The organism is Sphaerisporangium sp. NBC_01403 (assembly GCF_045040145.1).
Lineage (GTDB): Bacteria > Actinomycetota > Actinomycetes > Streptosporangiales > Streptosporangiaceae > Sphaerisporangium > Sphaerisporangium viridialbum.
This window is the reverse complement of record NZ_CP109534.1, coordinates 5,632,193-5,657,553: the sequence shown is the minus strand read 5'-3', so window position 1 is coordinate 5,657,553 and position 25,361 is coordinate 5,632,193. Positions and strand designations below refer to the sequence as shown.

Genomic DNA, 25,361 nt, shown 5'->3' with positions numbered 1-25,361 from the left:
TCCGGCTATCCGCAGTTGGCGAACGGCACGCTGGTGGAGCCCCCTCCGGCGCTGCCGCTGAACCTCACGCACTTGCCCTTGGCCTCGGCGATCACCGGGCCCGCGTAGTACTGGAAGGACCCGCCGTCGCTCATCGGGCCCGCGCCCTGCACCTCCAGAGTCGCCGAGACGGGGCTGGCCTTGCCGATGGAGGTCGTCTTCAGCGTCACCACGCAGTTGGATCCCGTGGAGGCGTTGTAGAGCTGGTAGGTCACCCCGCCGCTGAACGCGCTCGACCGCTGGACGTAGAAGCCCGTTCCCTTGCCCGCCGAGTTGCAGACCTTCTGCGGCGTGTACGGGTTGGAGGCCGGGGCCGGCGGCTTGGGCGGCGCGGTGCTCGGCTTGGGCGCGGACGCCGTCGGCTTGGGCGCCACCGCGGTCGGGACGACCGTCTTGGTCACGGTCGGCCTGGGAGCCGCGGTCTTCGTCGCCGTGGGCCCGGGAGCGGCCGTCTTCGTGGCAGTCGGCCTGGGCACCGGGGGCGGTGTCGCGGACCTGGTCGGGGCCGCCGTGCGGGTGGCGCTCGGGGCGGGGGCCGGCGAGGACTCCGACGGCGTCGTCTCCGGCGTGGGACTCGCGGTGTCCGACGGGTCGGGAGTGGGAGTGTCGAGGCCCGAGGGCGTCGGCTCGGAGGACGGCGTGACCGTCGGCGTCTGCGTGACGGTGACCGTGGGCGCGGGGGTGGCCGAGGACGACCGGGTGGCCGTGGCCGTCGGCGCGGGCACCGAGGAGGGGATCGGCGGAGGGGTGAACATCGGCCCGGGCGTGAGGCTGGGCACCCCCGTGAACGCCGAAGGGGTCGTGAGCTGCAACGGGTACACGCCGGTCTCCTGCGGCCCGGGGGACAGCGCCCACGGCACGGTGACCTGCGGCCTGGGCGCCGTCGTACCGCCGGGGACCCCGACGCTGCCGACGCCTCCGGACGGCGCCGGGATGCTGGTCACCTGGCCCTCGGCCGCCACGCGCCCGATCTGCTGGGTGTCCGCGTAGTGCCCCGCGCCCCACAGCCCGAGACCGGACAGGCCGATCACCACGCCCACGCCCGCGGCGAGGCCAATGGGGAAGTGGGCGCCGGTCTTCTTGCGAGGCGGGACGCCGGGCGCGGCGGCAGGACCGGCGGAGACGGGCTGGGCCTGGGGCTCGGCCTCCGCCGACGGCAGCTCGGGCGCGCCCCACAGCTTCGGGGACTCCTGCGGCTGCGGGGGAACCGCCCACACTTGCGCGGCCCCCTCGCCCTCCGGCTGGTTCGGGACGAGCGCGGGGGGCGGAGCCTGGCCGTCCAGCCCGTTCACGTCCACCCAGGTCTGCCGGTCCGGGTCGCCCACCGGTACGGGGGGCAGGACGGGCTCGGGCCGGGCGGACTTCTCCTCGCCGAGCAGCCAGAGCATCGCGCCCTGGGCGGTGGGCCGCTCGACGACGGCCTTGGCCAGGCACGAGGCGACGACGTCCCGCAGCGGGAGGGGCAGGGCGCCGAGGTCGGGACGGGCCGTGGCGATCGCCTCGGCGCTGCCGCCGAACAGCTCGCTGCCGGTCGCGGCGTACGCGATCGTGGTCGCCCAGGCGAAGACGTCGGCGGCCGGGCCGGAGGGCTCCCCGCGCACCTGCTCGGGGGAGAGGTAGCTGGTCTCGCCGAGGCCGAAGTCGGCGACGCGGGGCCCGTCGGGGCCGAGCAGGACGTTCTCGGGGGTGAGCGCGCGGTGCGCGATCCCGGCCAGGTGGATGGCGGTGAGCGCGGTGAGCGTGCCGATGGCGACGCGCTCCAGGGCGTCGCCGGTCAGAGGCCCGCCGGCCTGGACCGTCTCGCGCAGGGAATGGCCCTCGATGTGCTCGCGCACGATGTAGGCGCGGTCGCCGGTCCATCCGGCGTCGACGGTCCTGGCCGTGTACGCGCTGGAGACCCGCTGGGCCGCGGAGAGGTCGTCGATGACGCGTGCGCGGGCGGCGGGGTCCGCCTCCGGCCACGGGGGCAGCAGCTTGACGACGAACAGACGATCAGGGTCGGCGGCCTGGAGTGCGGAGGCGGCCTGGAGTGCGGAGGCGGCCTGGGGCGCGGAGGCGGGCTCGGGTTCGCCCTGGCCCTCCGCGGAAGCCTCCGGGGCGGTCTGCGCGGCGGGTGACGCCTCATCGGGATCGGCGGCGGCCTCGGGCTCCCCGTTCCCGGCGCCGCCGGTGATCTTCGCCGTCTCGGGTGCCTCGGCGGGGTCCCCCTGACCCTCGCCTCGGGCTTCTCCGGAGAGCCGGCCAAGGTAGACAATTCCTCGCGGTCCCTGACCTAAGCGCCCAAGAAGGGTGTAATCCCCCACCTGCTTGGGGTCTTCCGGCAGCAATGACTGCATGTCCCCTATCGCCTTCCCCTGTGGCTCAAGTGTCGCGAGTCATGAGATCACATAACTAAGCCCCAATTACTGTATTTTGTCACGTCTGCATCACATGTTACGGATTTGTTGATCTTCGGTGCACGGAAACGGGTACGGCTTACTGCCTCACTCGCCGGGCACGGCCGTACGGCCCGGTTTCCACCCGCGCCTGCGGCCCAGGGGGACGACCAGGCTCACCGCCGTCACCAGCGCCGCGACGCAGACGGCCACCACCGCGACAGCCACCGACACATCGATCGCCTCCTGGTCGGGGCGCGGGGCCTTGCCGATGACGCCGGGGGGCAGCGGGTCGGGCGGGCGGGGCGCGATGGCGACGACCTCGGACGGCAGGATCTCGGACACGGCGAGGAGGGGGTTCACGATGCCCGCCCCCGTGCCCGCGCCGGAGGCGCCGTCGGCGGTGAGCTCGATGCGCCGCCGTACCCGCACGTTGTCGAGCTCGGGGTGCCGCGAGCGCACGAGAGCCGCGACCCCGGCGACGTACGGCGCGGCGTAGCTCGTGCCCTCCAGGTCCTGGCGGTACGCGGCGCCCGGCCACGTGCTGGTGATGCCCGCGCCCGGGGCCAGGACCGAGACGGGCGTGGTGGCGTTGGAGAAGTCGGTGCGCTTGCCGTCGGCCCCGGCCGATCCGACGGACAGCACGCCCGGATAGGCCGCGGGGTACGCGGGCGCGGGGGTGCCGTCCTCCTTCCGCAGGTTGCCGGCGGCGGCCACGATCACGACGTCGCCGGCCAGCGCGTAGTCGACGGCGCTCTTCAGGTCGGGCTGGTCGCTCGTCTGGATGGAGATGTTGACCACCTTGGCCCCGAGGTCGGTCGCCTGCCGGATGCCCTGGGCGAGCAGCGCCACATCGCCTTTCTCGCTATTCGTCTGCTTTATAGAGATAAGCCGGGCTTCAGGGGCTACGCCGGCGAAGGGAATCTCCTTCATGTCGGCGCCCGCGATGATCCCCGCGACCGCCGTCCCGTGCCCCACGCAGTCAAGGGGCCCGGTGCCGGTCAGGTCGACCGACCTCGCCACCCGCACCTGCGGATGGCGGGTGTCCACCCCGCTGTCGATCAGCGCCACGGTCACCCCCTCGCCCCGCGTGAGGGGCCACACCCGGGTGAAGGCGAGCCTCCGCTGCCCCCACGACTCCCCCACCTGGCTGCCGCCGCGCTGCGGCGCGCAGGGCTCGGGAGCGCGCACGACCGCCGCGGCGGCCGTGCCGGGCCCCGCCGCGAGCCCCAGCGCCAGCACACCGGCCACCATTCCCCGGATGCCCCGGATCCCCCGACCGGCCATGCGTCAACTCCGTCTCTCGCAAGGTGACCGCGGGGCGTACGAGTCGCCGGGCGGGCACGACGCAGAAGCCTAGCCAATTCCGCTTTACGGTTCTTTTGGATGTGTCACTTCGCGCTGAGATTGCGCCTTTTGCCGATCGGGAAGAAATCCCGCAGGCGGGGGCCGGGGATTCCCGCCGGGCGGGATTTCGGGGGAGCACGATGCGCATCACCGGTGTAGTCCTTGCCTTCGCGCTGGTCACCGGGGTGACGGCGGCCTGTGGCCTGGGCGAAGGCGTCTTCGGCGGGTCCGCGGGAAAGCAGGAGCTGTCGCGGGCGCGCAAGGCCCTGGCGGAGGTCGAGGACCCGTCGGTGGACTTCGCCGACCGCGCCGAGGCCGCGTGGCAGCCGCCGTTCGTCCCGGCCAAGCAGGAGTGCGGCAGGCTCTTCGAGCTCGCCGAGGGCAAGGCGCCCGACCTGGCGTCCGCGAAGGCGGAGTCCACGAGCTTCCGGGGCAACCGCCTGGGCGAGACGGCCGGGGTCGTCCTCGCCGCCTACGCCCCGGCCGAGGCACGGCAGGCCATGCGTACGGTCGCGGACCTGATGCGCGACTGCCCCGTCGCCGCCGTGAAGACCGCGGGCGGGGGCGACCGGCTGGTGGGGTCCGCGCTGCCCGTGGGCGACATCGGGGACGGGGTCGAGGCGCGGCGGTTCAAGGGCAGGGTCGGCGGCTATCCGTACGAGATGCACCTGGTCGTGGTGCGCTCGGGCAACATGCTGATCTCGCTCGTGCACACCGGACTGGCCAAGCTCGACCCCGAACGGACCGAGCGGCTGGCCACCGTCCTCGCCACCAAGGTCCGCGAGGCCGCCCAGTAATCTGGGCCCCGTGACTGAGACCACCCTCGACCCCGAGGACAGCAAGATCATCACCCTGGCCCGTGCCGCCCGCGCCCGCAACGGCACCGCCGAGGGCGGCGCGGTGCGTGACGAGACCGGGCGCACCTACACCGCGACGAACGTCGACCTTCCCTCGCTCAAGCTGTCCGCCGTGCAGGTGGCGGTCGCGATGGCCGTGTCCAGCGGGGCCGTCTCGCTGGAGGCCGCCGCGCTCGTCAGCGACGGTGGGGAGCCCTCCGAGCAGGACCTCGCGGTGGTCCGTGATCTCGGCGACGCCGTCGTCTTTCTGGCCGCTCCGGACGGCACCGTGAAGGGGCGGTACATCTGATCGGCGACAATGGGTGGCGTGAGTTCCTCAGCCGCTGAGTTCCGTGCCGGATTCGCCTGCTTCGTCGGCAGGCCCAACGTCGGCAAGTCGACGCTGATGAATGCGCTGGTCGGCGCCAAGGTGGCGATCACCTCCTCCAAGCCTCAGACGACCCGCCGTGCCATCCGCGGCATCGTCAACAGGCCGGCCGCCCAGCTCGTCATCGTCGACACGCCCGGCCTGCACCGGCCGCGCACCCTGCTCGGCGAGCGCCTCGACAGCCTGGTGCTGTCCACCTTGACCGAGGTCGACGTGATCGGCTTCTGCGTCCCCGCCAACGAGCCGATCGGCAAGGGCGACCGCTTCATCGCCGAGAAGCTCGCGGCCGTCAAGAAGACCCCGGTGGTCGCCGTGGTCACCAAGTGCGACCTCGCCACCCGGGAGCAGATCGCCGCCCAGCTTCTGGCCGTGTCGCAGCTCGCGGAGTTCGCCGAGATCATCCCGGTTTCGGCGGAGTCGGGGGAGCAGCTCGACGTCCTCGCCGACCAGCTGGTCGAGCGGCTGCCCGAGTCCCCTCCGCTGTACGCCGGGGGAGAGCTCACCGACGAGCCCGAGCAGGTGCTCGTCGCCGAGCTGATCCGCGAGGCGGCCCTCGAAGGGGTGCGGGACGAGCTCCCGCACTCCATCGCCGTGGTGGTCGAGGAGATGACCCCCCGCGAGGGCCGCGACGACCTTCTCGACGTGTACGCCCACATGTTCGTCGAGCGCCCCTCGCAGAAGGCCATCGTGATCGGGCCGAAGGGCGCGCGGCTCAAGGACGTCGGCAGCCGCGCCCGCAAGCAGATCGAGGCGCTCCTGGGCACCCACATCTACCTCGACCTGCGCATCAAGGTCGCCAAGGACTGGCAGCGCGACCCCAAGCAGCTCCGCCGCCTCGGCTTCTACGACTGATCGGCCCAGGGCGGGGGGCGTCACGCCGGGCGGAGCCGCTTCTCGCCCCAGGTCAGGCGCTCGCGCAGGGCGGCGGCGTCGGGGGCGAGGGCCGACACCAGCGTGCCCGGGCCCGCCAGGGGCAGCACGGCGCAACCCTCCGCCAGCACCGGTTCCGCCAGGGAGGGCTTCTCCCCGGGGGCGCCGCCATCCGCGACGGGTCCGGCCGTCCTCGCGTCGACGATCAGGACGCTGCCGACGCATCGCGCGTCGCCGTACACCGCCGGGCTGCCGTCCACTGCGGGGTCGCCCACGACGAACTCCTGCCGCAGCAGGGGCACCCCGTCCACCGTCGCGTCGAAGCGCGAGTGGCAGGTGCCGGGCCGCTCGCCGAAGCGGCCGAAGACGATCTCCTCCCGCCAGTGCACGGAGGCGCCCTCCTCCAGCGTCAGCCGCACGATCATCCGGTGCGCGCAGCCGGCCGCCAGCACGGTCGGCTCGGGCACGTACCGCAGCGTGGCGCCCGCTCCCACCCACGCCTCGACGATCGACACCGACTCACCCGGCCCGGGCAGCACGAGCGTGCTCGCCACGGAGGCGATCTCCAGGGAGGTGCCCGGGGCCACGTCGACGCGGAGCTCCAGGCGGTCGCCACCGAGCGGGCCCGCCGCCGTCGACACCAGATGGACCGTGCCGGGCCCGGTCTGGCGCAGGGTCAGCGGCGGGTCGGACCTGAGCGTGCCCAGCACGGTACGCCCGCCCGTCCGCTCGGTCGCGACGGCCGCCCGCGCGTCGAACGACCTCCTGTTCCGCGAGGGCGTGCCCGTGCCGATCGTGGTGCTCATCTCTTTCCGGCCGCTCGCTCAGGCGTTGGTCGTCGGGACGGCGGGGCCGTGCGGGTGCGCCCGCGCGTGGGCCCAGGACCCGACCACTCCGTGCACCCACTCGGCGACCGCGTACACCTCCGGCACCTCCCTGATCGAGGTGAACAGCACCGGCTTGCCGTCGCGCACGGCCGCGGCGTCCCTGGACATCACGGTCAGGTCGGCGCCCACGTGCTTCGCCAGGTCGGTCTTGTTGATGATCAGGAGGTCGGCGGTGGTGACGCCGGGGCCTCCCTTGCGCGGCACCTTGTCGCCGCCGGACACGTCCAGCACGAATATCTGCTGGTCGGCGAGCCCCCTGCTGAAGGTCGCCGTCAGGTTGTCCCCGCCGCTCTCCACGATCACGAGGTCGAGCGGGCCGAAGCGTTCCTCAAGGGTCTCGACCGCGTCGAGGTTGGCCGCGATGTCGTCGCGGATGGCGGTGTGCGGGCAGCAGCCGGTCTGCACGGCGACGATGCGCTCGGGGTCGAGCACCCCGGCCCTGCGCAGGAAGTCGGCGTCCTCGGTGGTGTAGATGTCGTTGGTGACCACGCCCAGGCGGAGTATCGGGCCGAGCGTGCGGCACAGCGCGGCGACCAGCGCGGTCTTGCCACTCCCCACGGGGCCGCCGACGCCGAGGCGCAGCGCCCTTCCATGCGGGTCGGGAGAGTCGTGACGGTCGTCGTGGTTAGCTGACAAAGAGCCGTACCTCCGTGCGTAGGTGCTGTTCAGCCAGCAGATCGAGTGCGGGAGCGGCATGCGCGGGAAGGTCCTCCCACGCGGTGCGGGCGCGAGCCGTGCGCGCCACGCCTTCCAAGTCGGGCACGAGGCCGGCGAGCACGCGGTGCACGACGACCGGGTCGAGCCCGAGCAGACGGACCGCCGCGGTGGCAGGCCCGGTTACAGAGGTGTACGCGGTGGCGAGCGCCGCGTCGTGGGGTGCGCATCCCGCCGCGGCCGCCACCGCGCCGAGGGCGATCGGATGGTGTGCTCCCTGCGGTACGGCCCGCGCCGGCGCGTCCAGGGCCGTGGACGGCCAGATGCGGCGGCCGGTTCTCAGCAGGAGCCTGCCCTGGGTGCGGCTCGCGCCGCGCTGCGCCGGTGAGGCCGTACGGGCGTCGGCCTCGGCGTCCAGCTCGCGCCACGCGCGCGTGCCCTCCTCGCCCGAGGCGCACAGCTCGCAGGCCGCCGCGGCGAGGGCCGCGGCGACCAGGCCGGTCGTGGCGAGCCGGCCACGGAGGAACCGCGCCAGGTCCTCCGGGCCGGTGATCGCCCCGATCCGCACCGCCTCCTCGGCTCCTCCCGAGTGGCCGTGGCCACCAGCGGGGAGCCGGGAGTCGGCGAGTAGCAGCAGCGCCGCGTCCATCTCAGAACAGGAAGTAGCGCTGGGCCATCGGAAGCTCCTCGGCCGGGGCGGGCTCTATCAGCTCGCCCTCCACGCGGACCGCGAACGTGTCGGGATCCACGTCGATGGCCGGGAGCGCGGCGTTGTGCGGCATGGACTCCTTACCGCGCCGTCGCACGTCGGCCACCGGGACCAGGCGACGCTGGACCCGCAGCCGGTCGGCCAGGCCGTCCTCGATGGCGAGCGGCGCGACGAAGTGCAGCGACGTGGCGGCAGCGGTGACCGGCGCGGCGCCGAACATCGGGCGGGGCATGACGGGCTGGGGCGTCGGGATGGAGGCGTTGGCGTCACCCATCTGCGCGTAGGCGATGACGCCGCCCTTGACCACGAGCTGCGGCTTCACCCCGAAGAAGGCGGGCTCCCAGAGGACGAGGTCGGCCAGCTTGCCGACCTCCACCGAGCCGACGTGCTCGTCCAGCCCGTGCGCGACGGCCGGGCAGATCGTGTACTTCGCGACATAGCGCTGGGCGCGGAGGTTGTCGGCCGGGCCGTCCCCGGGCAGGGCGCCCCTGCGCCGCTTCATCACGTGGGCGGTCTGCCAGGTCCTGATGATCGTCTCACCGACCCGGCCCATCGCCTGGGAGTCGGACCCGATCATCGAGATCGCGCCGATGTCGTGCAGCACGTCCTCGGCGGCCATCGTCGACGGGCGGATGCGCGACTCGGCGAAGGCGAGATCCTCGGGCACCGCCGGGTTGAGGTGGTGGCAGACCATGAGCATGTCGAGGTGCTCGTCCAGGGTGTTGACCGTGTGCGGGCGCGTCGGGTTGGTCGAGGACGGCAGCACGTTGGCGTACGCCGCGACGCGGATGATGTCGGGCGCGTGCCCGCCCCCCGCCCCCTCGGTGTGGTAGGCGTGGATCATCCGGTCGCCGATGGCCTGGAGCGTCGACTCGACGAACCCCGCCTCGTTGAGCGTGTCGGTGTGGATGGCCACCTGCACGCCCGTCGAGTCCGCGACCCGCAGGCACGCGTCGATGGCGGCGGGCGTCGTGCCCCAGTCCTCGTGGAGCTTGAATCCCGAGGCCCCGGCGCGGAGCTGCTCGGTCAGCCCCTCCGCGCTGACGGTGTTGCCCTTGCCCAGCAGCGCGACGTTGACCGGCATGCCGTCCATCGACTCAAGCATGCGCGCGAGGTACCAGGTGCCGGTGACCGTGGTGGCCTTGGTGCCCTCGGCGGGCCCGGTGCCGCCGCCGATGACCGTGGTCACGCCCGCCGCGAGCGCCTCGTCCACGATCTGCGGGCAGATCAGGTGGACGTGCGAGTCGATCGCCCCGGCGGTGAGGATCTTGCCGTTGCCCGCCAGGATCTCGGTGGAGGGGCCGATCACCAGGTCGGGGTGAACGCCGTCCATCGTGTCGGGGTTGCCGGCCTTGCCGATGGCGGTGATCCGCCCGTCCCTGACCCCGATGTCGGCCTTGACCACGCCCCAGTGATCGAGGATGACCGCGCCCGTGATCACCAGGTCGGGGGCGCCCTCGGCGCGGGTGGTCCTGGCCTGGCCCATGGACTCGCGGATCACCTTGCCGCCGCCGAACACCACCTCGTCGCCCGCGCCCGGCCCCCTGCTGAGGTCGTCGGAGACCTCGATGAACAGGTCGGTGTCCGCGAGCCGTACGCGGTCGCCGGTCGTCGGGCCGTACAGCATGGCGTACCGGGAACGGCCGATCGTCGGCTCAGTCATGCGAACCCCCGTCAGGTGCACGTGTGTCGAGCGGCCCCGCCCATTCGAGGCGCAGGCCCGGGACGACGCGATGCCCGGCGAGGGGCACCAGCGTCACGTCGCGCTCGATGCCGGGCTCGAACCTGACGGCGGTGCCGGCGGGCACGTCGAGCCGTCTGCCCCACGCGGCGTCCCGGTCGAAGGCCAGCCCCGGGTTGGCGGCGGCGAAGTGGTAGTGCGACCCCACCTGGATCGGCCGGTCGGCGGTGTTGACCACGCGGAGGGTCACGCGCTCGCGGCCGGGGTTCAGCGGGATGGGACCGTCGCCGAAGACGATCTCGCCGGGCACCATCGGCTCGGCGGTCACTGGATCGGCCGGTGGACGGTGACGAGCTTGGTGCCGTCGGGGAACGTCGCCTCGATCTGCACCGATTCCAGCATCTCGGGGATCCCCTCCATGACGTCCTCGCGGCGGAGCACCTTGCGGCCCGCCTCCATCAGGTCGGCGACGGTCCGGCCGTCCCTGGCGCCCTCCAGGAGGAACGACGCGATGATGGCGGTCGCCTCCGGATGGTTGAGGCGCAGCCCCCTGGCCTGGCGATCTCTGGCCACGCCCGCCGCGACGTGGATGAGCAGGCGTTCCTGTTCGTGTGGGGTGAGCCGCATGGCCGGACCTTAGGCAACCGCCGTTTCCGTGACGTGACATCGGCATTTCCGCCGTGTGTCGGCCGTTCGCGGGGCCGGATATCCCGCCCGCCGGCCCGCCGGGTGAATTCACGGCAAAGGCTACTTGGCGCCGAGTGGCCTTGCATGAGTTCAACCCCGTTCCCCCGGGACCCCTTATACGGACCTGCCGGCCGGACCCGTCATGTTGTTTCGGTGATGAGCCGGTAAACGGCAATTAACAAGCGCGACGTCGGCGGGAAACCTCACTCGATCACCTTGGCGGCAGATGGGTCGGTGCGGGGGCCGTATCGGCAAGGAGGAGTAATTGCGGAATTCAGCTTGGCGTATCGGGACCGCGATGGCGGTCCTGGCAACCGGGCTCGCGGCCTGTGGCGGTCAGTCCTCGACGACCACGGGCGGCACGGCGGCGGGAGGGGATTCCTCCACCATCAAGGTCGGCGTCCTGCACTCCCTGAGCGGCACGATGGCGATCAGCGAGGTCACCGTCCGTGACGCCGAACTGCTCGCGATCGAGGAGATAAACGCGGCGGGCGGCGTGCTCGGCAAGAAGCTCGTGCCCGTGGTGGAGGACGGCGCCTCTGACTGGCCGACCTTCGCCGAGAAGGCCACCAAGCTGATCGCGCAGGACAAGGTCGCCACGGTGTTCGGCGGCTGGACCTCGGCGAGCCGCAAGGCCATGCTCCCGGTCTTCGAGAAGCGCAAGGCCCTGCTGTGGTACCCGGTGCAGTACGAGGGCCTGGAGAGCTCACCGTACATCTTCTACACCGGCGCCACCACCAACCAGCAGATCGTGCCCGGCCTCGACTATCTCAAGGAAAAGGGCAAGAAGAAAATCTTCCTGGTCGGCAGCGACTACGTTTTCCCCCGTACGGCCAACAAAATCATCAAGGCGTACGCGGCGGCGAACGGAATGCAGGTTCTCGGCGAGGAATACACCCCGCTCGGCCACACCGAATACAGCACCCTCGTGAACAAGGTGGTCCAGGCCAAGCCCGACGCGGTGTTCAACACGCTCAACGGCGACAGCAACGTGGCCTTCTTCAAGCAGTTGAAGAGCGCCGGGGTCACCGCCGAGCGGATGCCCGTCATGTCGGTGAGCGTCGCCGAGGAGGAGGTCAAGGGCATCGGCGTCGACAACATCGCCGGGCACCTGGTGGCGTGGAACTACTACCAGACCACCGACAACCCGGCGAACAAGAAGTTCGTCGAGGCGTTCAAGGCCAAGTACGGCGCCGACCGGGTGACCTCCGACCCGATGGAGGCCGGCTACAACGCCGTCTACCTGTGGGCCGAGGCGGCCAAGAAGGCCGGCTCCACCGAGGTCGAAGCGGTGAAGAAGGCCGCGGGCGGCATCACCCTGGACCGTCCCGAGGGCGCGGTCACGATCGACGGCGAGAACCAGCACATGTACAAGACCGCCAGGATCGGCGTCGTCGAACCGGACGGCCAGATCAAGGAGGTCTGGAACTCCGGCAAGCCGATCAAGCCCGACCCCTACCTCAAGACCTACTCCTGGGCCGGTGGCCTCGCCTAGCGGCGAGACGGCTCACACGAACGTGGCCGGGTCGAGGGGGAGTCTCCACCCGGCCACCCACGACGGTTCCGGAACGCGGGCGCGACCTGACCGCGGACACGACCGCGGCGCGGTGACGCGGCGCGGCGCGGCCCGCGTTCCGGAACCGTACGAGGCACCAGGGGCAAGGACAGGCACGAGCACGAGGAGAGCCCCATCAGCGACAGCGACACGGCCGCCCCGCGGCCGGCGGAAACGATGCGGCAGGCGAAGACGGTGCGGCGGACGGTGCGGTACGCGGCGACGCGGGGAGAGGCACGGGAGGTGAGGCCGCGATGGAGGCCATAGTCAACCAGCTCCCCATCGGGCTCTCGATCGGAGCGGTGCTGCTGCTCATCGCGCTCGGACTGACCTTCACGTTCGGCCAGATGGGCGTGATCAACATGGCCCACGGCGAGTTCATCATGGCCGGCGCCTACACCGCGTACCTGCTCCAGGGCTGGGCGGGACGGCAGGCGGTGCTCGTCGCGCTGCCGGTGGCGTTCGGCGTGGCCGGGCTCATGGGCCTGATCCTGGAGCGCACCGCGATCCGGCACTTCTACGGCCGCCCCCTCGACACACTGCTGCTCACCTGGGGGGTCAGCCTGGTGCTGCAGCAGCTCGCGAGGGACCTGTTCGGCGCCCCCAACGTGCAGGTGCAGGCGCCCACCTGGTTGCAGGGCGGCTTCGGCATCCTGCCCTACAACCGGCTCTTCATCTTCGCGCTGGCGGTCGGCAGCGTCGTGGCGATCTGGGGGTACATGAGCCGTACGTCCCAGGGACGCCGCATGCAGGCGGTCATGCAGAACCGCCGGCTCGCCGCCGTCATGGGCATCAACACCGGACGGGTGGACCAGCGCACGTTCTTCATCGGCTCCGGCCTCGCCGGTATCGCCGGGGTGGCGCTCACGCTGATCGGCCCCGTCGGCCCCGCCCTCGGCACCTACTACATCGTGGACGCGTTCCTCGTCGTGGTCGCCGGCGGCCTCGGGCAGCTGCGCGGCGCGGTGATCGCGGCGGTCGCGCTCGGGCTGCTCAACTCGTACGCGGAGTTCTGGACCAACGCCAGCCTGGCCAAGGTCATCGTCTTCGTGGCGATCATCGCGTTCCTCCAGGTACGGCCCCAGGGCCTGTTCGTGCTCAGATCGAGGGCCCTGACATGACCACGACCGTGCGCGACGTCGTACAGCTCGCGCCGCCGGAGCCCGGCGGCTCATGGCGCGGCCGGCTTCGCGGCCCGGCAGTGTTCGTCCTGATAGCGGTGCTGGCACTGGTGGTGGCCCCGCTGGCGCTTGAGCCCTTCCGCCTCGGGCTCCTGGCCAAGTACCTCTGCTTCGGCATCGTGGCTCTCGGCATCGGCCTGGCGTGGGGGCAGGGCGGCATGCTCACCCTCGGCCAGGGCGTGTTCTTCGGCCTCGGCGGCTACGCGATGGGCATGTACCTAAAGCTCCACGACGCCGGGGGCGACCTGCCGGACTTCATGGTGTGGAGCGGCGTCGAGAAGCTGCCCGCGCTGTGGATCCCGTTCGAGAACCCGTTCTTCGCCATCGCGTTCGCCGTCATCGGGCCGGTGCTGCTCGCGGTGCTGCTCGGGTCGCTGGTGTTCCGGCAACGCGTGCGCGGCGCCTACTTCGCGATCCTCACGCAGGCCCTCGCCGCCGCGATGGTCATCCTCCTGGTCGGGCAGCAGGGCCTGACCGGCGGGACGAACGGCCTGACCAACTTCTTCGACCTCTTCGGTCAGGACCTGGCCGTCGACGGCACGCAGCGCGGGCTGTACGTCGTCGTGGCGGCCGTCCTCGGGGTGCTGTACCTGGTGGCCTGGCAGCTCGTCCGGAGCAGGTTCGGCAGGCTGCTGGTCGCGATCAGGGACGGCGAGGACCGTGTGCGGTTCCTCGGGTACAACCCGGCGACCGTCAAGACCATCACCTTCGCCGTCTCGGCGGGCATGGCCGGCCTCGCGGGGGCGCTGTTCGTGCCCGTCGTCGGCATCATCTCGCCCGCGCTGCTCGGCGTCGTCCCCTCCCTGGAGCTGGTCGTCGCGGTGGCGGTCGGCGGGCGGTTCTCGCTCGCGGGCGCCGTGCTCGGGGCGGTCGTCATGGGGTACGCCAAGACCTCCTTCAGCGAGGAGTTCGCCGACGGCTGGCTCTACCTGCAAGGAGCGCTGTTCATCCTGGTCATGACGCTGGCACCCAAGGGCATCTTCGGCCTGGCCGCCACCGTGCGCGACCTGCTGCCGTCGAGGAGGGCACGGGCATGAGCGGCGCCCTGCTGGAGGTACGCGACCTGTCGGTGGTCTTCGACGGGTTCCGGGCGATCGACGGGGTCGACTTCACGGTCGAGCAGGGGGAGCTGCGCTTCCTCATCGGCCCGAACGGCGCGGGCAAGACCACGCTGATCGACGTGATCACCGGCCTGACCAGGCCCGCGGCGGGCTCGGTGCGGTTCGAGGGCTGGGACCTCGTCGGCCGCAAGGAGCACGAGATCGTCCGCATGGGCGTGGGCCGCACGTTCCAGACCTCGGTGGTGTTCGACCGGCTCACCGTCGTGGAGAACCTCGACCTGGCCGCGTCGTTCCGCCGTCCGCTGTGGTCGCTGGCGCGGCGGCGGCGCGGCGTGTCCGAGGCCGTCGCCGCCGCGATGGCGACCACCGGGCTCGACGCGCTCGCCGACCAGCCGGCGGGGGTGCTGTCCCACGGCCAGCGGCAGTGGCTGGAGATCGGCATGCTCATCGCCCAGCGCCCCAGGCTGCTGCTCCTCGACGAGCCGGTCGCGGGGATGTCGGGGGACGAGCGCTCGCGCACGGGCGAGCTGCTCACCGAGATCGCCAAGGACCACACGGTGATCGTGATCGAGCACGACATGGACTTCCTGCGGCGGTACGCCTCCCAGGTGACGGTGCTGCACGAGGGCAAGCTGCTCGTGGAGGGCTCCGTCGACCAGGTCAGGGCGGATCCCCGCGTCCAGGAGGTGTATCTCGGCCGCGCCGAGGAAAGAGGCAGGACCGGGGATCCGGCCGTCGCTTCGGCCGCGAGCCCGGCCGCGAGCCCGGCCACGAGTTCGGCCGCGAGCCCGGGCACGAGTTCGGCCGCCGCTTCGGCCGCCGGGGAGGTGAAGTGATGCTGTCGGTACAGGGACTCGAGTCGGGGTACGGCAGGGCGCGCGTGCTGTTCGGCGTGTCGTTCGACGTGCGGCCGGGCAGCCTGGTCTGCGTCATGGGACGCAACGGCGTGGGCAAGACCACGCTGCTCAACACCGTCATGGGGGTGCTGCCCGCCACCGCGGGCACCGTCACGTTCGAGGGCAAGGACGTCACGCGGCTGCGGCCCCACGAGCGGGTGCGGCTCGGCCTGGGCTACGTCCCCCAGGGGCACGAGACGTTCCCGCAGCTCAGCGTGATGGGGAACCTGTTGGTGACGCTGGAGGCCTCCCCGCACAAGGACCCCTCCGCGATCGAGGAGGCCCTCACGGTCTTCCCCAGGCTCAAGCCGCTGCTGAAGAGGCGGGCGGGCTTCCTGTCCGGGGGCCAGCAGCAGCAGCTCGCCATGGCGCGGGCCCTGGTCACCCGGCCCAAGCTGCTGATACTCGACGAGCCCACCGAGGGCATCCAGCCGTCGATCATCCTGGAGATCGAGGAGGCCATCGAGCGGTTGCACGCCTCCGGGCTCGCCGTGCTCCTCGTCGAGCAGTACCTCGATCTCGCGCTCAGGCTCGCCGACCGGTTCATCATCCTCGACGCGGGCCACGTGGTACGCGCGGGCAGCGCCGAGGAGCTTCACGAGGAGGAGGTCCACCGCCTCCTGGCCGTCTGAGGTTTCACGGTCGCGTCCTGCCCGCCCGCTGGGTCTCGATGGCGAGGTGGGAGTAGTGGTAGTCGAACGCCGGACGCTCGGAGCGGATCGGAGGGATGAACAGGAAGTTGTGCCGGGGAGGCGGGCACGACGTCACCCACTCCAGCGAGTTGCCGAACCCCCACGGGTCGTCGACGGTCACCTTCGGGGCGTACCTCCAGGTGTGCCAGACGTTGTACAGGAAGGGCAGCGTCGAGGCGCCGAGGATGAACGCGCCTATCGAGGAGACCAGGTTGAGGGTCGTGAAGCCGTCCGTGGGGGAGTAGTCGGCGTAGCGGCGCGGAAAGCCTTCGGTGCCCAGCAAGTGCTGCACCAGGAAGGTGGTGTGGAAGCCGATGAACAGCAGCCAGAAGTGCCATTTGCCCAGCGTGTCGTTGAGCATCCTGCCGGTGAACTTCGGCCACCAGAAGTAGAACCCGGCGAACATCGCGAAGACGACGGTGCCGAAGACGACGTAGTGGAAGTGCGCGACCACGAAGTAGGTGTCGCTCACGTGGAAGTCCAGCGGTGGTGAGGCGAGGATAACGCCGGTGAGCCCGCCCAGCAGGAACGTGACCAGGAAGCCGACGGCGAACAGCATCGGCGACTCGAACGACAGGTGGCCCCGCCACATCGTGCCGACCCAGTTGAAGAACTTCACCCCCGTCGGCACGGCGATGAGGAACGACATGAACGAGAAGAACGGCAGCAGCACGTGACCGGTGACGAACATGTGGTGGGCCCACACCACGGCTGACAGCCCCGCGATGGCGATCGTCGCCCCGACCAGGCCTATGTAGCCGAAGATCGGCTTGCGGCTGAAGACCGGGAGCACCTCGGTGATGATGCCGAAGAACGGCAACGCGATGATGTACACCTCTGGATGCCCGAAGAACCAGAACAGGTGCTGCCACAGCAGGGCGCCGCCGTTCTCGGCGCGGAAGACGTGCGCGCCGAGTTCCCTGTCGATCCCCAGCACCAGCAGCGCGGCGGCCAGCACCGGGAAGGCCAGCAGCACCAGCACGCTGGTGAGCAGGACGTTCCACGTGAAGATCGGCATCCGGAACATGGTCATGCCCGGCGCGCGCATGCAGATGATCGTGGTGATGAAGTTCACCGCGCCGAGGATCGTCCCGAGCCCCGACAGGACCAGCCCGACGATCCACAGTCCCTTGCCGATGCCGGGCGAGTAGGTGTCGGTGGACAGGGGCGCGTAGGCGGTCCATCCGAAGTCCGCCGCGCCGTCGGCGGTGAAGAACCCGGCGATGACGATCAGGCCGCCGAACAGGAACAGCCAGTAGCTCAGCATGTTGAGCCGGGGGAAGGCCACGTCGGGGGAACCGATCTGCAGCGGCATGATCGCGTTCGTGAAGCCGGCGAACAGCGGGGTGGCGAACAGCAGCAGCATGAGCGCGCCGTGCATGGTGAACAACTCGTTGTAGTGCTTCTGGGTGACGAACTGCAGGCCGGGCTGGGCCAGCTCGGCGCGGATGATCATCGCCATCACGCCCGCGAGCAAGAAGAACAGGAAGGACGTGACGAGGTACAGGTTGCCGATGACCTTGTGGTCGGTGGTGGTCGCCCATCTGATGATGAGCTGGCCCTTGCGGACGGGCTTGCGGGGCTCCTCGATTCGGGACGCTCGGGTGGAGGTCACGGGACCACCCCCTCAGGGTCGCGTAGCGCTCGCACGACACACCCCCCCGCCACGGCTGACAATCGTGCTACATGTGGTTGTAATCCGATTACAGCCCGCTAAAGGCGCCTGTTGGCGAAACGAGCGGCAAAGACACGACAGCAACGGCCAGGCTTTCTTGGCGAAAACCTGGCCGTCGTACGCGCTTGGTGGCTACTGGTTGTAATTCTCGACCTCGTCGACGGGGCGCGGGGTGGAGAAGTCGGGGTCCTCGCCGAACTCCCGGCGCGCCTTGCGCTGACGCAGGAGGTCCCAGCACTGGTCGAGCGCCTGCTCCAGCTCGCCGACGCGGGCCTTCTCGTCGTCGGCGGAGACGTCTCCCGTGCCGACCCGCTCGCGCAGAAGGTGCTCCTCCGCGATGAGTTCCTTTATCTTGGTGAGGATCTCGCCATCCTGCATCTTCGTGCCTCCTACTCTCCAATGCGAGCTTACGGGGTGGAAGGCGGCGGCATCGGGTGAGTGCTCGTAGGGGTCCGACCCCCGGGTTCCGGCATCGCGTTCCGGCGACTCCCCGGGGTCTGCTACGGTCTGGGTATGCTGCGCGGGCTGCTTCTTAGCTGCCGCGGCGAGGGCCTGTAAGAGGCCGGCTCCCTCGCCGCGGAGCGAGCCATGCGCGTCGGCCGCTTGTGGGTCAATCCCGGTGGCGACCTCTCTCTGATCCGTCAGACCAGTTCAGGCGTGATGTCCTGCCGTGTGCCGCCCCGGTTCAGAAAACCGATCAGGAGCACGCAATGTATCCCCAGCAGCAGCCCAGCCCCATGCCGTTCCAGCGCTACCAGGCGTTCGCCCCCGTGCGCCTGGCCGACCGCACCTGGCCCGACAAGGTCATCGACCGGGCCCCCCAGTGGTGCGCGGTCGACCTGCGCGACGGCAACCAGGCGCTGATCGACCCCATGGACCCCCACCGCAAGCTCCAGATGTTCGAGCTGCTGGTACGCATGGGCTACAAGGAGATCGAGGTCGGTTTCCCCGCCGCCTCGCAGACCGACTTCGACTTCGTACGGCAGATCATCGAGGAGGGCCGCGTCCCCGACGACGTGGTGATCCAGGTGCTGACCCAGGCGAGGGCCGAGCTGATCGAGCGCACCTTCGAGGCCGTGCGGGGCGCCAAGCAGGCCATCGTCCACCTCTACAACTCCACCTCGACCCTGCAGCGCCGCGTGGTGTTCGGCCAGGACAAGGACGGCATCACGGCGATCGCCGTCGAGGGCGCGAAGCTGTGCAAGAAGCTCGCCGCCCAGATGGGCGACACCGAGATCTACTTCCAGTACTCGCCGGAGTCCTTCACCGGCACCGAGCTGGAGTACGCCGTCGAGGTCTGCGACGCCGTCAACGACGTGTGGCAGCCCACGCCCGACCGCAAGGTCATCATCAACCTGCCCGCGACCGTCGAGATGGCCACGCCCAACGTCTACGCCGACCAGATCGAGTGGATGCACCGCAACCTGGCCTACCGCGACTCGATCGTGCTGTCGCTGCACCCCCACAACGACCGGGGCACGGCCGTCGCCGCCGCCGAGCTGGGCTTCCAGGCCGGGGCCGACCGCATCGAGGGCTGCCTGTTCGGCAACGGCGAGCGCACCGGCAACGTCTGCCTGGTCACGCTGGGCATGAACCTCTTCTCCCAGGGCGTCGACCCGATGATCGACTTCGGCGACATCGACGAGATCCGCCGCGTCGTGGAGTACTGCAACCAGCTCCCGGTCCACCCCCGCCACCCGTACGGCGGCGAGCTGGTGTACACCGCCTTCTCCGGCTCCCACCAGGACGCCATCAAGAAGGGCCTGGAGGCCCTCGACCGCGACGCGACGGCGGCCGGGGCGACGGTCGACGACTTCGCGTGGGCCGTGCCCTACCTGCCGATCGACCCCAAGGACGTCGGCCGCACCTACGAGGCCGTCATCCGGGTCAACAGCCAGTCCGGCAAGGGCGGCGTCGCGTACATCATGAAGGCCGAGCACGGCTTCGACCTCCCGCGCCGCCTGCAGATCGAGTTCTCCGGCGTCATCCAGGCCCACACCGACACCCAGGGCGGCGAGGTCACCCCCGCCCAGATGTGGGAGGTCTTCAGCGACGAGTTCCTGCCGAACCCCGCGAAGCCCTGGGGCAGCTTCGGCCTGCTGGCCCACCGCAACGTCTCGCAGGTGGACGAGAAGGACGCCATCAGCGCCGACATCCGCGTCGACGGCCAGATCCGCGAGGTCGAGGGCGTGGGCAACGGGCCCATCTCGGCGTTCGTTGACGCGCTCAGCAGCGTCGGGGTCGACGTACGGGTGCTCGACTACACCGAGCACGCCATGAGCGCCGGCAGCGACGCCCGCGCCGCCGCCTACGTCGAGTGCCAGGTCGGCGACCGCGTGCTGTGGGGCATCGGCGTCGACGCCAACACCGTCACCGCCTCCCTCAAGGCCATCCTGTCGGCCGTCAACCGCGCCACCCGCTGACCGTTTCCCTCAGGCGATCGGGGCGCGTCAGAGCCGCCTGAGTGAACCGGATCATCCGGTTCACTCAGGTCTCGTAAGAGCCCGGCGACCTCTTCAACATCGACCTGGAAACCCCGGCATAGCCAGGTGGCGACTCCGGTCAGCTCGATACTTCGCTCTGAGGGCGCCGGTGCGCGCCGCGCCCATGGGTGAACCTACAGATGCGACCAACATGTCGGCAGAGCACCGTCCAACGTGCCAGCAAATCTCCGGCCAGCATGCCAGTGATATTGCGACCAACGTGCCAGCAACCTGGCGGCCAGCATGTCGTTGGAGTTTCGTCACGAAGACCAGTTGGACCTGCATGGCGGAAACTGGGTGTCTTCCACGCGATGTTCGGGTTCTGTCGTCATGGATACCGGGTGCTCTGGATAATGTGTTCGAGTAACCGGTGAGGTTCCAGCTTGCGTTCGTGACGGGAGGTGTTGGGGGTGAGGCTGCGTTACAACTACCGGCTTTACCCTGATGAGTCTCAGCGGCAACTGCTGGCCAGGACGTTCGGGTGTGCCCGGGTGGTGTGGAACGACGCTTTGGCGGCGCGCAGGGCCGCCCGCAAGGCCGGGCTGCCCTACATCGGGGACGCCGAGATCCAGCGTCTGGTGCTCACCGCAGCGAAGAAGACCCCGGAGCGGGCGTGGCTGCGTGAGGTGTCTTCTGTGGTGCTGCAGCAGTCGGTGCGCGACCTGAACACCGCGTACAACAACTTCTTCGACTCGGTGTCGGGCAGGCGCAAGGGCCCCCGGATGGGTCTGCCCCGGTTCAAGTCCCGCCACGACCACCGGCAGGCGGCCCGGTTCAACACCAACGCCTTCTCCCTCACTGCCGAGGGCCGGCTGTGCCTGGCGAAGGTCGGGCAGGTGGAGGTCCGCTGGTCGCGTGCGCTGCCCGCGGCCCCGTCGTCGGTCACGGTCGTCAAGGACGCCGCGGGGCGGTATTTCGCCTCGTTCGTGGTGGAGGTCGACGATGCCGCTCAGGTGCTGCCTGAGGTCGATGCGGAGACGGGGATCGATCTGGGGCTGACCCATTATGCGATCCTGTCCGGCGGGGAGAAGATCGCGAACCCGAGGTGGTTGCGGCGCAGGGAGAAGAAGCTCGCCCGGCTGCAGCGGGGCCTGTCGCGTAAGAAGAAGGGCTCGGCCAATCGGGACAAGGCGCGGGTGCGGGTCGCCCGCCAGCACGTCAAGGTCGCCGACGCGCGCCGTGATTTCCTGCACCAGACCAGCACCTCGATCATCCGTGAGAGCCAAGCGGTGCATGTCGAGGATCTGGCGGTGCGGGGGCTGGCGCGGGGCCGGTTGGCCAAGTCGGTGAACGACGCGAGCTGGGCGGCGTTCCTGGCCTTGCTGGCGGGCAAGGCCGCCCGGTACGGCCGTACCCTGACCAGGATCGGCCGCTGGTATCCGTCCTCCCAGTTGTGTCCCTGCTGCGGGTGGCGGAACGGGAAACTCCCGCTCGATGTGCGGGAGTGGGACTGCCCGTCGTGTGGCGAGCATCATGACCGGGATGTCGCCGCGGCGATCAACATTCTGCTTGAGGGGCAGCGGCTCACCGCTGCGACCGTGGCCGCCGGGCCGGCTGGACACGGCATAAACGACTGTGGAGGGCAGGTAAGACCAGGGAAGGCAACTCCGACCCTGGCACCGCCCGGAACCTGCGACGCGCAAGCGGCGTAGCAGAAGCAGTAAGAACCCCACGGCGACGTGGGGGAGCCCCCGGCGTTCACGCCGGGGAGGATGTCAAACGGGCACGCAGACTCTCCCCCCCTTTGGCGATCGCATGCGCGCCATGCCGGTGAGCGCCCTATGGGAAGGGCGCGACCGCGCCGTTGAGGTAACGGCATACCCAACCCAGCTCCCGCGCGGCGGCGCGTAGGGACGGCCCCGCGGGCCCTCGACGGTGAGATGACGCCGGACGGACGCCGCTCTTGCGTCTATACGCTGTCATAGGTGGCTATACGCGTGTATATTCAGCTGGCCATCATGTGTAGCAGGTAATCCTGGCGTATAGGAGTGGAGGACAGCAGTGACTCACCCGATTGGCGAGCCGGCGTTCGAGGATCTGACGGCTCGGGCGCGGATCAGGGACGTGGCGCTGCGCCTCTTCGCCGAGCGGGGCATCGAGGGAACGACGATCCGGGACATCGCCAAGGAGGCGGGCGTGTCAGGAGGGCTCATCCGGCACCACTTCGGGTCGAAGGAAGGGCTGCGAGAGTCCTGCGACGAGCACATGCTCGACCGGATGATGCGCATCAAGGAAGGGATGCTCCGGGGCGGCACGCGCGATGCGGGGCTGTTCCTGAAGGTCCACCCGACGGTGCTGCTGGGCTACCGCTACTTCGCGCGTGCGATGGTCGACGGCTCGCCGGCGGCCGCGACCACGTTCGACGACATGGTCGAGCTCGGCGAGAAGTGGCTGGCCACCCAGAGCCCTGACCACATCAGCGATCCCCGGGCCTACGCCGCGGTGCTCGTCGCGATGCAGGCAGGCCTGCTGGTGTTGCACGACCACGTCTCCCGCGCCCTGGGAGCCGACGTCTTCGCCCCCGAAGGAAGCCTGCGGATGATCAGGGCGATGGTCGACTTCCACTCGCACGCCCTGCTCAGCCCGGAGCTGGCCGTCCAAGCGCAGGCGGTGCTGGACGAACTACGAGCGCAACAACCCCCTACCGCCGCGGAGCCGGACTCCGCGGGTGAAGGAGCAAGCGATGACCGAGGCGACCCGCGATGACGCGGAGCCACGCTCCACGTCCGAAGGAGCACGGTTATGACCGAGGCGATCCGCGCTGAGGGCCTGGTCAAGACGTTCGGGCGCACCCGCGCCCTCGACGGGCTCGACCTGACCGTGCGCACCGGCGAGGTACACGGCTTCCTCGGCCCCAACGGAGCCGGGAAGAGCACCACCATCCGCGTCCTGCTCGGGCTGCTGCGCCCCGACGCCGGTACGGCCGCGCTGCTCGGCGGCGACCCCTGGCGTGACGCCACCGAGCTGCACCGGCGCCTGGCGTACGTGCCCGGCGATGTCACGCTGTGGCCGAACCTGTCGGGGGGTGAGGTGATCGACCTGCTCGGCCGGTTGCGGGGCGGGCTGGACAAGCGGCGCCGCGCCGACCTGCTGGAGCGGTTCGATCTGGACCCCCGCAAGAAGGGCCGCGCGTACTCCAAGGGCAACCGGCAGAAGGTGGCGCTGGTCGCCGCGCTGGCCTCCGATGTGGAGCTGCTGGTGCTGGACGAGCCGACCTCGGGCCTGGACCCGTTGATGGAGGAGGTGTTCCGCGAGGTCATCGCGGAGGAGCGCAGGAACGGCCGCACCGTGCTGCTGTCCAGCCACATCCTGGCCGAGGTCGAGGCGCTGTGCGACCGGGTCACCATCATCCGGGAGGGCCGGACCGTGGAGACCGGCACCCTGGCCGAGCTGCGGCACCTGACTCGCACGTCCATCCAGGCCGAGCTGGCCGGTCCTGCGAGCGGCCTGGAGGATCTGCCGGGTGTGCACGACCTGCGGACGCAGGACGGCCGGGTGCGCTTCGACGTCGAGACCGGCTCGCTGGACGCGGCGCTGCGCCATCTCACCGACGTGGGCGTGCGCAGCCTCGTCAGCCAGCCGCCCACCCTGGAGGAGCTGTTCCTGCGGCACTACGACCGCACCCGCGCGAACGGTGAAGATCACGCCGAGGTGTCGCGATGACGACCCTGACCGGCACCGGCAAGCTGGTCCGCCTGATCCTGCGGCGAGACCGGCTGCTGATGCTGTGGATCCCCATTCTCAGCGTCATCCCGCTCAGCTACGTGGCCTCCCTCAACGAGATCTATCCGACGGCCGCGGGGCGTCAGCAGTACGCCGACGCCAGCGCGGGCAACGCGGGTTTCGTCGCGCTCTACGGTCGTCCGTACGGGTCGAGTCTCGGTGAGCTGGTCGCATGGCGGTCAGGCTTCATACCGGTAATGGTGGGGTTGATCAGCCTCCTCGCGGTCATCCGGCACACCCGCACCGAGGAGGAGGCCGGACGCCGTGAGCTGCTCGGCTCGACCGTGGTGGGCCGGCACGCGGGCCTCGCCGCGGCGCTGACCACGACGTTCGGCGCCAACGTCGTTCTTGCGCTCCTCATGGGGCTCGCCTTGATCGGCCAGGGCCTGCCCGCCGCCGGTTCGTTCGCCCTGGGAGCGGAGTGCGCCGCCGCCGGATGGGTGTTCGCCGCGGTAGGAGGGCTGACCGCGCAGCTCACCGACGGAGCCGGCAGTGCGCGGGGGATCGCCGTCGGCACCCTCGGCGCGGCCTACGTGCTGAGGATCGCCGGCGACCTCAGCGGGAGCGGCGACGGCGTCCTGTCGTGGGTGTCGCCGATCGCGTGGGTGGTGCGGATCCATGCCTATGGGGGCGACCACTGGTGGCTGCTGTCGCTCGCCGCCTGCCTCACAGCCGTGCTCGGCATGGTGGCCGTCGCGCTGTCGGCGCGGCGAGACGTCGGCGCCGGCCTGCTGCCGGCGCGCCTCGGCCCCGCCACGGCCGCGCCCGGCCTGCGCACGCCGCTGGCCCTGGCCTGGCGGTTACACCGGAACCTGCTGGCCGGCTGGGTCGCCGGGTTCACCGTGCTCGGTGTCGTGCTCGGCGGCCTGGCGAAGAACATCGGCGACCTGGCACGAGACAATGTGATGCAGGACATCCTCGCCCGGATGGGAGGCACAGGAGCGCTCATCGACGCCTACCTCGCCTCGATGATGAGCCTCCTCGGGCTGATCGCCGCGGCGTACGCGATCCAGGCGACCCTCAGGCTGCGGTCCGAGGAGAGCGCCCTGCGCGCCGAACCCTTGCTGGCAGCCTCGGTCGGCCGGTTGCGGTGGGCGGGCAGCCACATCACCTTCTCGGTTCTCGGTCCGGCCGCCGCCCTGACCGCCGCCGGGCTGGCCGCCGGGCTCGCCCACGGGCTGAACACCGGCGACGTCGGCCGAGACCTGCCCCGAGTGCTGGCCGGCGCCATCGTGCAGCTACCCGCGGTGTGGGTGCTGGCCGCGATCGCGATCGCGCTGTCAGGGCTGCTGCCCCGCCTGGTCCCCGCCGCGTGGGGTGCGCTCGCGGTCTGCCTGCTCCTCGGCCTGGTCGGTGCCGCCATGCGGCTCAGCCAGGGGCTCATGGACGTCTCGCCGTTCACCCATATCCCTAAGGCCCCGGCCGCCGCGGTGTCCGCCGCGCCCCTGGTCTGGCTCGTCGTGATCGCCGTGGCGATCGCCACCGCCGGCCTGGCCGCCCTGCGCCGCCGCGACATCCCCGTCATCTGACCCACACACCCGGTGCCCGCCGCGCGACGGGCACCGGGCCACCGTCCTAGTACGGCGATGCCGGCGCCGCTGTACGGTGGCCGACCTGGTGAA

Annotated in this window: 23 protein-coding genes; 13 read left to right on the top strand and 10 right to left on the bottom strand. The window is 70.6% G+C overall.

What is annotated here, in order from left to right; translation table 11 throughout:
• Positions 1-5: 5 nt before the first annotated feature.
• Together OG589_RS25210 and OG589_RS25205 are read right to left on the bottom strand one after the other, a co-directional pair.
• The gene (locus OG589_RS25210; protein WP_405140135.1) at positions 6-2,375 is read right to left on the bottom strand and encodes a protein kinase domain-containing protein; all 2,370 of its coding nucleotides are present in this window, start codon (positions 2,373-2,375) and stop codon (positions 6-8) included.
• 147 nt (positions 2,376-2,522) lie between these two features.
• Complete coding sequence (locus OG589_RS25205) at positions 2,523-3,701, bottom strand: S8 family serine peptidase (protein ID WP_405140133.1); 1,179 nt, start codon at positions 3,699-3,701, stop codon at positions 2,523-2,525.
• A 200-nt stretch (positions 3,702-3,901) separates the two neighbouring features.
• Between OG589_RS25205 and OG589_RS25200 the strand changes: the two genes are divergently transcribed.
• Genes OG589_RS25200 through era form a run of 3 tightly spaced genes read left to right on the top strand, consistent with a single transcriptional unit; the run spans position 3,902 to position 5,837 of the window.
• Positions 3,902-4,558, top strand: coding sequence for a hypothetical protein (locus tag OG589_RS25200; RefSeq protein ID WP_405140132.1), 657 nt, complete (start codon positions 3,902-3,904; stop codon positions 4,556-4,558).
• A 10-nt stretch (positions 4,559-4,568) separates the two neighbouring features.
• Entirely contained in the window at positions 4,569-4,907 is a 339-nt protein-coding gene (locus OG589_RS25195) for a cytidine deaminase (RefSeq protein WP_405140130.1), read from the top strand.
• A gap of 9 nt (positions 4,908-4,916) precedes the next feature.
• Positions 4,917-5,837 carry a GTPase Era gene (gene era, locus OG589_RS25190; protein WP_405140128.1) on the top strand — a complete coding sequence of 307 codons (921 nt, stop codon included), beginning with the start codon at positions 4,917-4,919 and terminating at the stop codon, positions 5,835-5,837.
• Between the two features lie 20 nt (positions 5,838-5,857).
• On the opposite strand, the gene OG589_RS25185 is transcribed toward era, so the two are convergent.
• Genes OG589_RS25185 through OG589_RS25160 form a run of 6 tightly spaced genes read right to left on the bottom strand, consistent with a single transcriptional unit; the run spans position 5,858 to position 10,413 of the window.
• Positions 5,858-6,661, bottom strand: a complete 804-nt coding sequence (locus OG589_RS25185) for an urease accessory protein UreD (RefSeq protein ID WP_405140126.1) — start codon at positions 6,659-6,661, stop codon at positions 5,858-5,860.
• Positions 6,662-6,679: 18 nt separating this feature from the next.
• Positions 6,680-7,378, bottom strand: coding sequence for an urease accessory protein UreG (gene ureG / locus OG589_RS25180; protein ID WP_405140124.1), 699 nt, complete (start codon positions 7,376-7,378; stop codon positions 6,680-6,682).
• Complete coding sequence (locus tag OG589_RS25175; protein WP_405140122.1) at positions 7,368-8,045, bottom strand: urease accessory protein UreF; 678 nt, start codon at positions 8,043-8,045, stop codon at positions 7,368-7,370. The genes ureG and OG589_RS25175 overlap by 11 nt, the downstream gene beginning before the upstream one ends.
• Position 8,046: 1 nt before the next feature.
• Positions 8,047-9,768: an urease subunit alpha gene (locus OG589_RS25170; RefSeq protein WP_405140120.1), complete on the bottom strand. Its 1,722-nt coding sequence runs from the start codon at positions 9,766-9,768 to the stop codon at positions 8,047-8,049.
• On the bottom strand, positions 9,761-10,099 hold the full coding sequence (locus tag OG589_RS25165) for an urease subunit beta (RefSeq protein ID WP_405152120.1): 339 nt from the start codon (positions 10,097-10,099) through the stop codon (positions 9,761-9,763). Before OG589_RS25165 ends, OG589_RS25170 begins: the two co-directional genes overlap by 8 nt.
• An 11-nt stretch (positions 10,100-10,110) precedes the next feature.
• A complete protein-coding gene (locus OG589_RS25160; RefSeq protein WP_262842735.1) occupies positions 10,111-10,413 on the bottom strand; it encodes an urease subunit gamma in 303 nt (100 codons plus the stop codon).
• A gap of 358 nt (positions 10,414-10,771) precedes the next feature.
• On the opposite strand from OG589_RS25160, the gene urtA reads away from it, so the two are divergent.
• From urtA to urtE, 5 genes are all read left to right on the top strand, one after another.
• Positions 10,772-11,968: an urea ABC transporter substrate-binding protein gene (gene urtA / locus OG589_RS25155; RefSeq protein ID WP_405140118.1), complete on the top strand. Its 1,197-nt coding sequence runs from the start codon at positions 10,772-10,774 to the stop codon at positions 11,966-11,968.
• Positions 11,969-12,282: 314 nt separating this feature from the next.
• Positions 12,283-13,149 carry an urea ABC transporter permease subunit UrtB gene (urtB, locus tag OG589_RS25150; RefSeq protein WP_405140116.1) on the top strand — a complete coding sequence of 289 codons (867 nt, stop codon included), beginning with the start codon at positions 12,283-12,285 and terminating at the stop codon, positions 13,147-13,149.
• On the top strand, positions 13,146-14,246 hold the full coding sequence (urtC, locus tag OG589_RS25145) for an urea ABC transporter permease subunit UrtC (RefSeq protein WP_405140114.1): 1,101 nt from the start codon (positions 13,146-13,148) through the stop codon (positions 14,244-14,246). The genes urtB and urtC overlap by 4 nt, the downstream gene beginning before the upstream one ends.
• Positions 14,243-15,106, top strand: a complete 864-nt coding sequence (gene urtD / locus OG589_RS25140) for an urea ABC transporter ATP-binding protein UrtD (protein WP_405140112.1) — start codon at positions 14,243-14,245, stop codon at positions 15,104-15,106. The genes urtC and urtD overlap by 4 nt, the downstream gene beginning before the upstream one ends.
• Positions 15,106-15,798, top strand: a complete 693-nt coding sequence (gene urtE, locus OG589_RS25135; RefSeq protein WP_405140110.1) for an urea ABC transporter ATP-binding subunit UrtE — start codon at positions 15,106-15,108, stop codon at positions 15,796-15,798. Before urtD ends, urtE begins: the two co-directional genes overlap by 1 nt.
• Positions 15,799-15,802: 4 nt before the next feature.
• On the opposite strand, the gene ctaD is transcribed toward urtE, so the two are convergent.
• Both ctaD and OG589_RS25125 read right to left on the bottom strand, forming a co-directional pair.
• On the bottom strand, positions 15,803-17,449 hold the full coding sequence (ctaD, locus tag OG589_RS25130) for a cytochrome c oxidase subunit I (RefSeq protein WP_405152119.1): 1,647 nt from the start codon (positions 17,447-17,449) through the stop codon (positions 15,803-15,805).
• 216 nt (positions 17,450-17,665) lie between these two features.
• Positions 17,666-17,911 (bottom strand): DUF2630 family protein, encoded by a 246-nt coding sequence (locus OG589_RS25125; RefSeq protein WP_405140108.1) that lies wholly within the window; start codon positions 17,909-17,911, stop codon positions 17,666-17,668.
• Positions 17,912-18,243: 332 nt separating this feature from the next.
• Between OG589_RS25125 and leuA the strand changes: the two genes are divergently transcribed.
• From leuA to OG589_RS25100, 5 genes are all read left to right on the top strand, one after another.
• Entirely contained in the window at positions 18,244-19,956 is a 1,713-nt protein-coding gene (leuA, locus tag OG589_RS25120) for a 2-isopropylmalate synthase (RefSeq protein WP_405140107.1), read from the top strand.
• 470 nt (positions 19,957-20,426) lie between these two features.
• Entirely contained in the window at positions 20,427-21,668 is a 1,242-nt protein-coding gene (locus OG589_RS25115) for an RNA-guided endonuclease InsQ/TnpB family protein (RefSeq protein ID WP_405140105.1), read from the top strand.
• Positions 21,669-22,017: 349 nt separating this feature from the next.
• Positions 22,018-22,722: a TetR/AcrR family transcriptional regulator gene (locus OG589_RS25110; RefSeq protein ID WP_405140103.1), complete on the top strand. Its 705-nt coding sequence runs from the start codon at positions 22,018-22,020 to the stop codon at positions 22,720-22,722.
• A 36-nt stretch (positions 22,723-22,758) separates the two neighbouring features.
• The gene (locus tag OG589_RS25105) at positions 22,759-23,679 is read left to right on the top strand and encodes an ATP-binding cassette domain-containing protein (protein ID WP_405140101.1); all 921 of its coding nucleotides are present in this window, start codon (positions 22,759-22,761) and stop codon (positions 23,677-23,679) included.
• Positions 23,676-25,268, top strand: a complete 1,593-nt coding sequence (locus OG589_RS25100) for an ABC transporter permease (protein ID WP_405140099.1) — start codon at positions 23,676-23,678, stop codon at positions 25,266-25,268. Before OG589_RS25105 ends, OG589_RS25100 begins: the two co-directional genes overlap by 4 nt.
• Positions 25,269-25,361: the final 93 nt, after the last annotated feature.